The organism is Flavivirga abyssicola, from assembly GCF_030540775.2.
In the GTDB taxonomy this organism is placed as follows: domain Bacteria; phylum Bacteroidota; class Bacteroidia; order Flavobacteriales; family Flavobacteriaceae; genus Flavivirga; species Flavivirga abyssicola.
The window spans coordinates 1487007-1501834 of sequence record NZ_CP141266.1 but is presented as its reverse complement, the minus strand read 5'-3'; the positions used below and the strand labels follow the sequence as shown (position 1 = coordinate 1501834).

The 14828-nt window shown below is 33.0% G+C and carries 11 protein-coding genes; 4 read left to right on the top strand and 7 right to left on the bottom strand.

Annotated elements, in window-relative coordinates:
• Positions 1–79: 79 nt before the first annotated feature.
• The 3 genes from porZ to Q4Q34_RS06145 are packed head-to-tail and all read left to right on the top strand — an operon-like array spanning position 80 to position 5555.
• Positions 80–2419 carry a type IX secretion system anionic LPS delivery protein PorZ gene (gene porZ, locus Q4Q34_RS06155; protein WP_303316386.1) on the top strand — a complete coding sequence of 780 codons (2340 nt, stop codon included), beginning with the start codon at positions 80–82 and terminating at the stop codon, positions 2417–2419.
• Entirely contained in the window at positions 2419–3138 is a 720-nt protein-coding gene (gene recO, locus Q4Q34_RS06150) for a DNA repair protein RecO (protein ID WP_303316385.1), read from the top strand. Before porZ ends, recO begins: the two co-directional genes overlap by 1 nt.
• Positions 3139–3143: 5 nt before the next feature.
• Positions 3144–5555 carry a TonB-dependent receptor plug domain-containing protein gene (locus Q4Q34_RS06145; protein ID WP_303316384.1) on the top strand — a complete coding sequence of 804 codons (2412 nt, stop codon included), beginning with the start codon at positions 3144–3146 and terminating at the stop codon, positions 5553–5555.
• Positions 5556–5615: 60 nt separating this feature from the next.
• Here the strand turns inward: Q4Q34_RS06145 and Q4Q34_RS06140 are convergent, their stop codons facing one another.
• Entirely contained in the window at positions 5616–8036 is a 2421-nt protein-coding gene (locus Q4Q34_RS06140) for a T9SS type A sorting domain-containing protein (protein ID WP_303316383.1), read from the bottom strand.
• 106 nt (positions 8037–8142) lie between these two features.
• Here Q4Q34_RS06140 and Q4Q34_RS06135 point away from each other — a divergent pair, with 106 nt between their 5' ends.
• Positions 8143–8619, top strand: a complete 477-nt coding sequence (locus Q4Q34_RS06135; protein WP_303316382.1) for a regulatory protein RecX — start codon at positions 8143–8145, stop codon at positions 8617–8619.
• Here the strand turns inward: Q4Q34_RS06135 and Q4Q34_RS06130 are convergent.
• From Q4Q34_RS06130 to Q4Q34_RS06105, 6 genes are all read right to left on the bottom strand, one after another.
• Positions 8609–9481 carry a cupin-like domain-containing protein gene (locus tag Q4Q34_RS06130; protein ID WP_303316381.1) on the bottom strand — a complete coding sequence of 291 codons (873 nt, stop codon included), beginning with the start codon at positions 9479–9481 and terminating at the stop codon, positions 8609–8611. The two genes, Q4Q34_RS06135 and Q4Q34_RS06130, sit on opposite strands and share 11 nt — an antisense overlap.
• Before the next feature lie 317 nt (positions 9482–9798).
• Positions 9799–10893 (bottom strand): biotin synthase BioB, encoded by a 1095-nt coding sequence (bioB, locus tag Q4Q34_RS06125; protein ID WP_303316380.1) that lies wholly within the window; start codon positions 10891–10893, stop codon positions 9799–9801.
• A 58-nt stretch (positions 10894–10951) separates the two neighbouring features.
• On the bottom strand, positions 10952–11509 hold the full coding sequence (locus tag Q4Q34_RS06120; protein WP_303316379.1) for a DUF4760 domain-containing protein: 558 nt from the start codon (positions 11507–11509) through the stop codon (positions 10952–10954).
• Between the two features lie 9 nt (positions 11510–11518).
• A complete protein-coding gene (locus Q4Q34_RS06115) occupies positions 11519–12940 on the bottom strand; it encodes a flotillin family protein (protein WP_303316378.1) in 1422 nt (473 codons plus the stop codon).
• On the bottom strand, positions 12909–13541 hold the full coding sequence (locus tag Q4Q34_RS06110) for a hypothetical protein (protein WP_303316377.1): 633 nt from the start codon (positions 13539–13541) through the stop codon (positions 12909–12911). Before Q4Q34_RS06110 ends, Q4Q34_RS06115 begins: the two co-directional genes overlap by 32 nt.
• Before the next feature lie 60 nt (positions 13542–13601).
• Positions 13602–14789 carry a beta-ketoacyl synthase N-terminal-like domain-containing protein gene (locus Q4Q34_RS06105; protein WP_303316376.1) on the bottom strand — a complete coding sequence of 396 codons (1188 nt, stop codon included), beginning with the start codon at positions 14787–14789 and terminating at the stop codon, positions 13602–13604.
• Positions 14790–14828 lie beyond the last annotated feature (39 nt).

The window sequence follows — 14828 nt, the reverse complement described above, 5'->3', positions numbered from 1 at the left end:
AGGCTTTTTTGCTTAAATTATATTATTTTAAAGTAAAACTCGTTAGTTATAAATATATTTGAATATCTAAATAGTGTGTATGTTTAAAAGACTAGTTGTTTTTATAATTTTCATATTTCCATTATTGCAATTTGCTCAAGATTTTTCTACTTTGTGGGAAGGCCATTTTTCATATAATGAAATAAAAGATGTAACACAAGGCAATAATAAAATTTATGCAGCCGCAGAGAATGCTATTTTTAGCTTAGATATACAGACAAACAATATTGAAGAACTTACAACGGTTAATGGATTATCAGGAGAAACCATTTCAACAATTTATTATAGTGAGGCATATGAGTTATTGGTTATCGGCTATGAGAATGGTTTGATAGAGATAGCTTTTGATGATGATGATGATATCCTTTCTGTAGTGGATATTATTGATAAACCTACTATTCCTACAACAGATAAAAGGATTAATCATTTTAATGCCTATCAAAATATTATATATATTTCGACAAACTATGGAATTTCTGTTTTCGATTTAGAAAGATTAGAGTTTGGAGATACCTATTTTATTGGAAATGGAGGAAGTCAAATACAAGTCAATCAAACAACTGTTTTTGGCGATTATATTTATGCTGCTTGCATGGATGGCACTGGTATTAGAAAAGGCCTTGTATCTAGTCCTAATCTTATTGACTATCAAAACTGGCAATTGGTTAACTCGGGTAATTGGTTGTCAATAGAAACTCATTTGGATAAGTTATATGCTATTGACGTCAATCGAAGAATTTATCAAATAATTAATGATACTTTAACCGAAATATTCTTATATGCCGATGCTCCATTAGATATGAGGGCGGTTGATACAAATTTAATAGTGACTACAAGAAGTAATGTATTTGTTTATGATGATAATTTTAATTTAGTGTCTCAAGCTGGTATAGATAGTTCTTTTGAAACACAATATGTATCGGCAATAGCAGGTGCTGATAATATTTATATCGGCACAAAAGACTTTGGGGTTTTAAAGACTCTTGTTAATAATCCTGTAGCTTTTGAAGAAATACATCCGGATGGACCATTATTGAATACCCCATTTTCAATTCAAGCTGAGTCTGGTGGTTTATGGGTTACATTTGGAGAATACGACTTATTTTTTAATCCTTACCCTTTAAATAATCGTGGATTTAGTCATTTAAAAGAAGGTATTTGGACAAATAGTAGATATAGTGAGGTTTTTGAGGCTAAATGTTTGAACAACATTGCTATAAATCCGTTTAATTTGAATCAAGTATTTATAAGCTCATTTTTTAATGGAGTATTAGAGGTTAATGAGGGTATTCCAACTTTTTTATATAATGAAACCAACAGTGGATTAGAGTCTTTGATTCTACCAAGCGACCCAAATTATATAGATATTCGAGTAGGGCCTTCTTTATTTGATGGGAACGGATTACTATGGACAATGACTTCACAAATAGATGCTCCCTTAAAATCATATAATCCAGATTTAAACCAATGGAAATCTTACAGCTTTACGGATGTTATTACTGATAGGAATTTAGGTTTTGGAGACTTAGTTATTGGTTCTGATGAAACTAAATGGATTGCGAGTTATGAATATGGGCTCATTGGATTTAGTGATAATTCGGGAAATCCATTATTAAAAAGCATTAGTAGTGAAGAGGAAAATATGCCCTCGGAATATGTTACTGCTTTAGCATTAGATGAGCGAGGTCAATTATGGATTGGGAATTTTGGAGGATTACGTGTGTTGTATAATACTTCAAACTTTTTTAATGATGAAAATATTCGTGTAGAAGAAATTATTATTGAAGAAGACGGTATTGCAAAAGAGTTGCTATTTCAGCAACATGTAACAGATATTGAAGTAGATGGATCTAACAATAAATGGATAGGAACTGCAAATTCAGGATTGTTTTATTTTTCTTCAGATGGACAGAAAACAATATTTCATTTTACTAAAGATAATTCACCATTACCTTCAAGTAGTGTTAGAGATGTATCAATAGATGGTACGAATGGTACCGTATATATAGCTACGAGCAAAGGCTTGGTATCATTTCGCTCAGGAGGATCAAGCCCATTTGAAGATTTAGAAAGCGCTTTTGCTTATCCAAACCCTGTAAGACCAGGATTTAATATAGTAGATGAAAAAGTTAAGATTAAGGACATTTCAGAAAATGTAAATATTAAGATAACAGACATTGAAGGTAATTTAGTAGCCGAGGCACAATCTAGAACAAATCAAAGGTATGGTGGGTACAACCTTGAAATAGATGGAGGAACAGCCTATTGGAATGGAAAAAATATGGCAAACAATGTTGTTGCTTCAGGAGTTTACTTAATCATGCTTTCTGATTTAGATTCATTTGAAACTAAAGTTTTAAAATTAATGGTTGTTAGGTAATGTTAATTGCAACAAATGCCATAGTTTTATCTAAATTAAAGTATAGGGATAATGATTTAATAGTAAGATGCTATACTGAGCAATTAGGCATTGTAAGTTTTTTATTAAGAGGTGTTTTAAAAAGTAAAAAAGGACATTCTAAAATAGCTTACTTTCAGTTACTTTCACAATTACAACTCGTTTTTTTATATAAAAATAACAGATCGTTACAAACCATTAAAGAAACGAAGTTGAATACGATTTATACAAGTTTGCACTCTAATGTTTTAAAGAGTTCTATCGTTATGTTTTTATCTGAAGTGTTGTCGAATACACTAAAAGAAGAAGAAAAAAACGAAACACTTTATAGTTATATAGAAACGACATTATTATGGCTAGATACACATTCTGAATATTCAAATTTTCATTTATTATTTTTGCTTAATTTAACAAGGTATTTAGGATTTTATCCTGACACAAAAAATATAGACTATCCTTTTTTTAATTTGAATGAAGGTAAATTCGAAATAAAATCACAAGATAGATATACTATATCTGGAGAAAATTTAACACTTTTAAAACAACTATTAGGCACAACATTTGATGCATTGTCTACAGTGCAGATTAATGCAAGACAAAGACAATCATTTTTAAGTATGATATTGCTATATTTTGAATTACATTTGGGTAGTTTTAAAACACCTAAATCGTTACAGATATTTAATCAGGTTTTTAATTAAAAAGCATGAAGTTTTTTTACACAGTTTTCTTCTTTTTACTTGTTTCTATATCTTCTCGAGCACAGAACATAAAGGTTTTTAGTGAGCTTACAAAAGAGCCTATTTTTGGAGTAGCTATATATAATGTAGACAAGTCAGAAAGTGTTGTTACTAATTTTAGAGGAGAAGCAGACTTAAGTAAATTTTCTGATACCGAAATAATTTACTTTAAACATTTATCACATATTTTAAAAAAGATAACTAAACTTCAGTTGGGAAAATCAAATAGAGTTTATTTAAGTTCTAATACGCATGGTTTAGAAGAGATTGTTATTTCTGCTTCAAAATTTGAACAAAATAAAAGAGACATTCCACAAAAAATAGTTAGTGTAAGTAGCGCAAGCGTACAATTCTCAAACCCGCAAACAAGTGCTGATTTGTTAGAAAATACAGGGAAAGTTTTTATTCAAAAAAGTCAATTAGGAGGAGGAAGCCCTATGATTAGAGGGTTTTCTACTAATAGATTGTTAATTACTGTTGACGGAGTTAGAATGAATAATGCCATTTTTAGAGGAGGGAATTTACAAAATGTTATTGCTATTGATCCTTTTTCTGTGCAAAATACGGAAGTTACTTTGGGGTCGGGTTCTGTGATTTATGGAAGTGATGCCATTGGAGGTGTTATGAGTTTTTATACACAGAAGCCAAAATTGTCTTACTCGGACACATTACTGTTTAAATCAAATATTATAGCAAGATATGCATCGGCTAGTGATGAAAAAACGGGACATTTCGATTTTAATTTGGGGTATAAAAAATGGGCTTTTGTAACTAATGGTAGTTACACGAGTTTTGAAGATTTAAAAATGGGTAAAAATGGACCTGATGATTATTTAAGACCTGAATATGTTCTGGCCTCTAATACAGGGGATTTTATAGTCGAAAATAAAGATCCGCGAGTTCAAAAATCTTCAGGTTATGACCAATTAAATATTCTGCAAAAAGTTCGTTATGAACCTTATAAAAATCTAAGTTTCGATTTAGGGTTATACTATACTAGAACGTCCAATATTCCCAGATACGATCGTTTAATAAGGTATAGAAATAATGTCTTGCGTTCTGCTGAATGGGATTATGGACCCCAGAAGTGGTTTATGTCTAATCTGCAGGTTACCAAATTAAGTAGTAACTCTAATTTGCATGATCAAATCAAGGTGACTTTGGCATATCAAAATTTTCAAGAAAGTAGATTAGACAGAGATTTTCAATCCACTATAAGAAATGTTAGAGAAGAAGCTGTAGATGCCTATTCTTTTAATTTGGATTTAGAAAAAACATTGAGTCCCAAAACGGAGTTTTTTTATGGGCTAGAATATGTTTATAATAAAGTCATGTCTCAAGGTAAAGAAGAGGATATATCTAATAATACAAGCTTGGCTTCTGTCTCCAGATATCCAAACGGGGCTAGTTGGCAATCAGCTGCAGTATATTCTAGCATTAAGTATAAACCAAATACTCAGTTTGTTTTTCAATCTGGTTTACGCTTTAATCATATTGTTTCCAAGGCTGATTTTAGAGAAAACAATGCGTTTTTAAATTTACCTTTCCAATCATCTAAAAACGAAGCAGGAGCACTTACTGGAACAGCAGGTATTAGGTGGTCGCCAAATAGAACCATACAATGGAAATTTAATGCATCTTCTGCTTTTAGAGCTCCTAATATTGATGATATTGGTAAAGTCTTTGATTCCGAACCAGGTTCGGTAGTTGTTCCTAATGAAAGTTTAAGGCCAGAGTATGCCTATGGAGGTGAATTAGGGTTTAAACTAGATTTTAATAGGAAGTTTATCTTAGATATGAGTACGTATTACACTTATTTAGACAATGCTTTAGTCCGAAGAGATTATAATTTAAATGGTAATACAGAGATTGTTTATGATGGCGAATTGAGTAATGTGCAGGCAATACAAAATGCATCAAAAGCATGGATTTATGGCTTTGAGATTGGTTTAAAGGCAGCGATTACAAATCACATTGATTTGACGTCTCAATATAGTATTATAGGAGGAACAGAAGAAGATGATGGCATAGAAGTTCCTATTCGTCATGTGGCACCTAATTTTGGAAATACACATTTAGTTTGGACATCTAAAGGACTAAAGCTAGATATGTTTGCAAATTATAATAGCGAACTTTCTTTTAATCAATTGGCACCTTCTGAAGTTGAAAAAGACTATATCTATGCACTAGATGCTAATGGAGATCCGTATAGTCCCTCTTGGTATACATTCAATTTTAGAGCACAATGTAAAATAAGTAATTCAGCTACGGTTACAGCTAGTTTAGAAAACATTACAGACCAACGTTATAAAACATATTCTTCGGGAATTGCAGCGGCAGGGAGAAACCTTATTGTGTCTTTAAAATATAGCCTGTAAAAAAAACACCACGAGCAAATTATGCTGTGGTGTTTGATGTTATTTTTTGAGTTTCTTTTTTTATTTTTTTACTGCTTTTTTTGTAATTACTGTACCATTAGATAATGTTACTTGAGCCATGTAAATAGTACTATTTAAATTAGAAAGTCTGTAAGTCTCAGAATTTTTTTGCCCTTCAAAATTATATAATTGCCTTCCTAAAAGATCAAATATGGCTACTGTTTTAATGTTTAGGCTATTTGAGGTTTTAAATTGAACATGGTCATTCTCTAATTCAATAATGCTAAGGCTGTTGTCGTCTATAGCAATATTATCTACAGATAACGCATTGGCATCGAATACAATTTCAAAGCGGTCGTTAAATTCGCCAACATCTGATGTGAATGAATAATCAGATGTAGATAAATTATGTAGTTTATTTAATAAATTATCTTTTAAATAAATCGAATTATTAGTTAAGAAGTCTCCTTGAAAATTCGCTAAAGATAGTTTGTATAAAGTAGCAACATCAATAATAGTTTTAAAGCCAAGCTTAATAACTTCGTTATTGTTAATGCTATTTACATGTTTCCCTTGTATAGCAAATTTTTTATCTGAGTTTTCAATATTTGAATATAGAGCTGCATATGTTTTCGGTGCTACAATTTTATGTGTATCATAAAAAGTACCATCATCATTGTCTGAAGCACCATCTACATAACCCACTAAAATTTGATTATATACACCATTATCGCTTGTTAGATCAACCCATATTTTATTAACATTAGAACTACTGCTAATATTCTTTTTTGAATTAGCGTTTTTAAAGAATTGACTATTATTGTTAGTAATACCACGCATCGAATTATTAAAAATAACATTTCCAGAACTAGATGGTCTGGCTTGAGAATACGAAACGAAAAATCCCTGACCTGAAGGAATGAATCCATTGGGAATGACACCATCTCCTCCAGCTGTCCCACCTGTACCATTATGCATAGCATAATCTGAGGTTGCAAAATTTAATTGTTGATTACCATTATTTGTATTGGAAGGAGGTGTGTTTTGTGACCAAAAATAAATAGCGCCTTCTAATGTCCCTGTTGCGTTTGTTGCTGCATTGTAGATGTTTTGAGTGAAAAAATCAGAAATGCTAATTGCTGAAGGATAAGGGTTTCCAATAAAATTCCAGTTGTTGTCCAGTGTAGAACCATCATTTCTAACTACGGGAACAGAAATAACTCCATTATTAAAATCCCCCGTAAATGTATAGTCAAATCGGTATGGTGGAGATCCAGGACCAACAAATACACTTTCTTCGTGTACAGAAGCATAACCAACTCCTGGCGTCATTACCGTTGCTCCATTAACAAAAGTCCAATCATCATCATTGTCATCAATGTCATCTTGTCCAGGGACAGTTGCATTATTATTTCCAGTTTCCATTGTGGAATCTTCAAAATTAGCGGCATTAAACGAAAACCGTCTTGCAACATCAGATTCATCTAAAGCACTACCTATAGTTGTGCCAGATACTGGAGAGCTCCAATATGTATATTCATACCAAGCGCCTAATAGAGAAGTCGTTTTTACAACTTCCATAGTCCCATCATTAGTAATTGCTCCCAAATCATTGTTTTGTACAACAGAACCATAAGGCCTCACATTAATACTGCTTCCAGCATTTACTGTAATACCATTCTGAATTTCAATATATGTATTATCATTTACAGTTAATGTTGAATTATTATTTACCATTAAGCTACATGCTCTAAAACTTCCTGTACTGGTGTCGTAGTTTTCTGCAATAATAACAGGTGTATTTATTGTTGGTCCGCTAACTGGCGACCAAGCACCCGAAGTCCATGTTACAGTTGGAGAAGAACATGAAAAACAAGAGGCAGGGGCATTACCAAAACCAGTCATGGTTAACCCATTTGCTATTTGACTAAATCGTTCGCTTGGATCCGTCCATCCATCAATATCACCATCACATAATCCATTCAGAATCTGTAAATTATTGTTAGCAGTAGTCACACCACTTCCAGACCAAGCACTTCCTGGGTTATTTCCACATGTTCCAAATTCATCTTGTAGAACAGCTCCCAAATAAAGTTGTAAAGCGTCATTACCATTAAAACTAAAGTTAAAATCGGTAGTTCCTGATAAATTCAAACCATTTGTATTTGTAAAAGTAGTCAAATCAGTCGTTCCTATTACCCATACTTCATTAGCTCGTAAGGTTCCAGATGTAATATTGATACCTGGGATATTAGCACATGCTCCGCCATTAACTCCTTGAGATATTTGTAAATTATTTGTTACAGAAAATGTAATGTCTATTCCAGAAACATTGAATATTTCAATTCCTTTGGGTGTAGTGCCTGATGAAGTTTCAATATATTGACTAATTATAATTTCTGATTGCCCATACCCAAAAATAGTTACAAGCAAACATATAATTAAAAAAGCAAAGGATTTCAATGGAGTAATTTTTTTCATGGCGTTAAGTTTAGAATCTATACTTAAACTACGTTCAGTACAGTGGATTTGGTTTTTATAAACTTTTATTCTTATTGTTAATTTATCTATTACTATTTTTGAAACCATGCGGTTATCAAAAAAAACATATACGGTACAAGAGGCCACTAAAAAATTAGAGCATTATTGTGCGTATCAAGAACGTTGTCATCAAGAAGTTAGACAAAAACTAACCAATATGAATATGATCCCTGAGGCTATAGATATGATAATCGTTCACCTTTTGGAACATAACTTTCTTAATGAAGAACGTTTTGCCAAAACATTCGTAAGTGGCAAGTTTAAAATCAAGCATTGGGGGCGACGACGTTTAACTTATGAACTTAAGAAAAAAGACGTGGTCAAAGTTAATATAAATCAAGCACTTAGTGAAATCGAAAATGAGGAGTATATCGAGGTTTTCAACGATTTAGCCGAAAAAAAGGCAAATTCAATTAAAGAAACTAACAAGTTTAAGAAAAGAAAGAAATTAATAGATTTTTTAATTTATAAGGGTTGGGAGTCTGATTTAGTGTACGAAAAAGCAAATGAACTTATACGATAAGACTACTGTTTTCATGTGTTCTTATTATGGCCTGTTCATTTTTCCAATCAATCCATTTTTGACCTTTTAAACGTCTCATCATATTATCATAATTTCGCATAATCAATAAGTTATATATCGCTCTGCTAAAGTTTTTAGGATTTCTGGCAATAGCCCTTAAACTCATGGAAAAACCGGGTGTTATATAACGCATATAATGCCAATAGCCCTCTGGCATGTATAAAATTTCACCATGTTTTAATTCGGTTTTATAACCCCTAGCCTTTTTAAGCATGGGCCATTTTTTGAAATCTGGGTTGTTAAAATCGATGTCTTCTCTGGTAATTAACGAATGTGGAATTTTATACAGGAATTTACTCTGCTTTTGGTTAAACATAATAACCTGTTTGGTGCCTTCAAAATGAAAATGAAAAATATTAGCTAAATCAATATCATAATGCATAAAAGTGTGCGAATCACGGCCACCAAAAAACAACATAGGAATTCCTTTCATAAGTCTTAACCCAAAATCTGGAAAGGTAAAATCTTTTTGTAATTCAGGTATTTCTTTTAGGGCATTCCAAAGAAAAATACGATATTTAGTAGGCTCGCTTTTTAGCAAATCTATATAATCGCTCATTTTCATTTTTGCATGAGGCTCATTAAACCCATCTTTATAATCTACAGGTCTGTCATCGTAAAGTGGAATAGTAATATTACCAGCTATGGCTTTCATATAATCTAAATTCCACTTGGTGTAAGCAGGCCAGTCCTCTATAAACCGTTCAATAACAATAGGTTTTTGCGGATTAAAATAATATTTTAAAAAGTCCGCTTTAGTAATGGTTTTTACACGAGGAATATCTTGCAGATTAAGTGCCAATACTTAAATAGTTTAGTTTTCAAAGTTAAAAAAACGTTACGAAATCGAAAATAGTATTTTTGAATGTCACTTCTAATTGAACTCATCTTGACTTTTTCTATTTCCTAAAAAATGTCTAAAATTCGCCCATATTTTGTTACTTTTTTTATGCTTAGCACTGCTATGCCTTTCAAAAAATGCCTCATCTGAACAAATTTTATCTCATTTTCGGTTAAAAACAAAAAGTCAAGATGAGTTCATTTTTTGAAATGAAGCATCTTAAGCGGGTTGGCTTACTTTAGAAAAAATTTAAAACAGATAATCTGTTAAAAATATAATTACTTTAAAGTTTTAGCTTTTTCTTTTGCAATTTCGTTACGCTCAATGGTATGATCTGGTCGTGTCCATTTAGGCTTTTCACCTAAAGCTTCATATTGAGAATCACTAGCTTCAACGGTTTGAGGTTGTACTTTTTTAGTAAATGGTTTTTGTGGATTCATACCTAGTAATTCAAACATTTTCATGTCTTCATTTACGTCAGGGTTCGGCGTTGTTAATAGTTTGTCACCGGCAAAAATAGAATTCGCACCAGCAAAGAAGCACATAGCTTGTCCTTCTCTAGACATATGGGTTCTACCAGCACTTAAACGCACTTGTGTTTCCGGCATAACGATACGTGTAGTAGCAACCATACGGATCATATCCCAGATTTCAACTGGTTTCTCATTTTCTAAAGGCGTACCTTCAACCGCTACTAAAGCATTTATTGGAGTTGATTCTGGTTGCGGATTTAAGGTCGATAAAGCGACTAACATACCAGCACGGTCTTCTATGTTTTCACCCATACCAATAATACCACCACTGCAAACAGTAACGTTAGTTTTACGTACATTGTCAATGGTATCCAACCTGTCTTGATAGCCTCTTGTAGATATAACTTCTTTATAGTATTCTTCAGATGAATCTAAATTATGGTTGTAAGCATATAAACCAGCTTCGGCTAATCGTTGTGCCTGATTTTTAGTAATCATTCCAAGCGTACAACATACTTCCATATCTAATTTATTAATGGTACGCACCATTTCTAAAACTTCGTCAAACTCATCACCATCTTTTACATTACGCCATGCAGCCCCCATACAAACACGAGAACTTCCAGTTGCTTTTGCACGCAAAGCTTGTGCTTTTACTTGTTGTACAGACATTAAATCATTGCCTTCAATATCGGTATGATAACGTGCCGCCTGAGGACAATAACCACAATCTTCTGAGCATCCTCCTGTTTTTATAGATAATAAAGTGGATACTTGTACTACATTTGGGTCATGGTGCAAACGGTGAATGGTTGCCGCTTCGTAAAGCAGCTCCATTAAAGGTTTATTGTATATACCTATAACTTCTTTTGTGGTCCAATTGTGTCTTACTTTGCTCATATGGATTTACGTCTTAGTGAAACAAAAATAGTTTTTATTAATTAGAAATTCTAAAATTCTAATTGTTAATACTTATTAAATTTGATTCTAGCGCTTTAATCTTTTTGTCAAGTATAGATATACTTTTATTTACTTCTTCTTCCTTTTTAGATTTACGTTTTAGGCATACCGTATATAGAAATTGAGTGTGATAACCATACGGGTAATTTTTATAATGAGGCCCTGGATTTCCTCTTCTGTGGTCAATATATTTTTTGAATTTTGGCCAATATGCTTGAATATCACCACCCATGATTTGGTAGATAGAATCAGTTTCTACATATTTATTAGACAAAAGGAAGCCTACTTTGTCGAAAAAGTGAATAAGATTTGCCACACCTCTTTTTTCAAATTCCTTAGTGTTTATATCTTTAACTTTGTTTTTTAAGTACTCCCTAGATTCAATCCATTTTTTGTCTTTGTATTCATCCAAAATTGGAATTAATAATTGTGCTAAATAAGTTCTTTTCGCAATTCTAAACTGTTTTATAGCAAAATAGAGGCCAATTAAAACAAATATTCCAATGCATATTTCAGTAATATTTACTATTGATTCTAAACTTAAGTGCTTCTCCATGATTCTCTATTATTCTCTAGGCTTTTCAATTTCAGCATCATCTACTTCAATCTTTTTTTTCTCTTTCCCTTTTAAATATTCAGGTAATTGCATTCCAGCCATATTGAACATATCCTGTAATGGTGGTACCGATTTATACATACCAGAGAGGAAGTTAGCTGTTGAAGATTTTCCATCTTCCCCGCTACCGCCATTTTCCCATACAGTTACTTTATCAATCTTAATGTTTTTAATGGCTTCTGCTTGTGTTTTAACTAACTCAGGTAATTTATCTGCAATTAATAATAATACGGCATCTTTAGAATTATTACCTGCAGCTTTTACAATTTGGTCTAAACCAGCAGCCTGTTTTGTTAAGACTTCATATAAACCTTCTGCTTCTGCTTGTGCTTTAAAAAGAATGGCATCGGCTTCACCTTTGGCACGTCTTCTAATTTTTTCGGCTTCCGCTTCGGCATCAATTTCAACTTTCTTTTTATCAATTTCAGCAGGAACAATAACATCAGCCATTTGAGATGAGCGCTCTCTTTCTGCCCTTGCTGTTTCAGCTTCTTTTTCAGCAGCATAAGATTCTTCCAATGCTTTTGCGCTTTGAACTTTTTCAGCTGCAATAGCGACACGTTCTGCTTCTGCCTCTCTTTGACGACGTAACGAATCTGAATTGGCCACAGCAATTTTCGCGGTATTTTCACCTTCTACGGCTTGGGCATTAGCTGCTGCAACTTGAGTTCTTTCATCTTGTACGGCATTAGCTTCACCAATAGAACCATCTCTTGTTTTTTCTGCAACCGATTTACGGGCTGCATTAATAGCATGCGCTGCGGCCTCTTTCCCTAAGGCTTCTATATAGCCAGATTCATCAACAATATCTGTGATATTTACGTTGATTAATTTTAATCCAACTTTCTTTAATTCAGATTCTACAGACTGCGAAATATTTGCTAAGAATTTATCTCTATCAGAATTAATTTCTTCAATATCCATAGAGGCTACTACTAAACGTAACTGTCCAAAAATAATTTCTTGAGCTAAGTCTTGAATTTCGTTTTGACCTAATCCTAATAAACGTTCCGCTGCATTTTGCATGATCCCAGGTTCTGTAGAAACACCAATGGTAAAACGAGATGGTACGTTTACACGGATATTTTGTTTAGAAAGCGCATTTATCAGGTTTACTTCAATGGATATTGGTGTTAAGTCAAGAAATTCATAATCTTGAATTACGGGTAGAATGAATGCAGCACCACCGTGAATACATTTAGCCGATTGCCCGCCACCTACTTTTCCGTAGACTACTAAAATCCTATCGGAAGGACAGCGTTTGTAGCGTTTGATTAATATTATTAAAAAAAGGAATATAAATAATACTCCAAAAATAAGAGCCATAGGAAATCCTAAGTCAAGCCCTTCCTGAATTGTCAGTAATTTCATAAGTGTGTTGTTTTAAAGGTTCTATTGGTTTTTTTGTTTGATCGACGATTAAAATACCATTTGAGGTAACGTCGACTACTTTTATTATTGTTCCAGATTTTAATTCTACTAGTGAATCTGTTAGGGCATCCAGTTCGCGCATAGCGCCCTGAACTCTAACACTTACTTTTCCCATTCTGGATCGATTGGCACCAATGGTAAGATATACTTCACCAATGGCATCAATCGCATTTTTATAGTTTAAAGTTCCACTGTCTGTTAATTTACCCATGAAATAGAACATGGAGGCCATAATAACCATCATTATTAGTCCACAGAATATAGAAATGACAATAGTTATGGGCATAGATAACCCAGCATCTATACATGCAATACCGCTCCATCCAAAAATGGTAAAAAATCCAACTAAGTTTTTAAAAGTGATAAATTGAAACCCAATTCCTGTGTCTCCATCAATTTCAGAATCTATATCTCCAACGCCGTCGGCATCACCACCTGTAAAAGATAATATCATTACGATTGTAAAAATCAGTGATCCAATGATAGCGATTAACCAATAAATTTTTGGAAACAATTCTAAGTTAAAAAACCACTCTGTCATAGTTTTGAGAATTAAAAATTAGTGATTTAAATGTAAGATTATTTAAATCATCTTACAATGTTATTTTGAAAGTAAAATTGAAACTGCATTTCCTCCAAAACCAACAGCATTTACAAGAATATTTTTTATTCTTTGAGGTGTTTCTTGATTTTCTATATAAGGAATACCAATAAATTTTTGATTTTGTAACATTAAAACTGCAAATTCAATATTCAGAGCCCCGGAAGCTCCAAAGGTGTGACCTATCTTCCATTTATTTGTAGTTAAAGCAGGTGTTTTGTTACAAAATATTTTTTCAATAGCTCTATATTCTGAAAGATCGCCTTTTATAGTTCCAGGTGCATGCATCACAATAACATCAATATCATTAGGGCTTAAATCACCTAATGCCATTTGCATCGATTTTTGAAAACATTTTGCATCGCTTGAAATAGAAATATTATGCTCTAAAATTTCAGTGGCGTAGCCAATTCCTTTTATAATGGCTAAGGCGTTCTCTTTTTCACCTCTTTCCAAACAAGCCATTGAGGCGCCTTCCCCTAAAACCATGGTGTTTTGTTTTTTCTTAAGATCTAAAGCGAGGCAAGGAAAAGATGCTTCGCTGTGCTCTGAATGACAAGGGACACTTAACTTGTTTTTTGAATATATTTTAAGCGCTCGCATTTGTGCAATGGTAAATGGTGTAAGTGGGGCTTCACTACCTCCAACCAAAAATGTATCGCACATACTAGAATTTATCCATGCAATACCATTAAGCATGGCATGTAAGGCAGTGGAGCAAGTTATTGAATGGCTAATTTCGGGACCTTGTGTTTGTAAATCGTGAGCGACCCAAGATGAAATATTACCTAATGTGGTTGTGGGAGAGCTTAATGTTTGAGTTTTATTTTTTTCAAGAAAATCTTTGTGATAGGTTTCAAAAAGTTCTGTAGCACCACGAGATGATCCGATATTAATTCCAAAATTGTCTGAACCCTTCCAACCAGCCTGTTTTATAGCTTGTCGAGAAGCATAAATAGCAAATAAAACGGTGTCATCAAGAGACTTGTATTTTGAATCTGATTGGCGCAATAATTCAATATGTTCTTTAGCATCTTTAGGGATTTCAGCAACTAAAGCATTTTCGTTATTAAATAGTTTTTCCGCAAGACAATGTTTTTCGTTTTGATAACTGTTCCATGCGTCATCTAGAGATTTTCCTAACGGAGAAATGGATGAAATAGCGGTTATGGAGATTGGTTTTTGCAAGATTTTAATTTTCTGCAAAAATACATGTTCTTACATTAA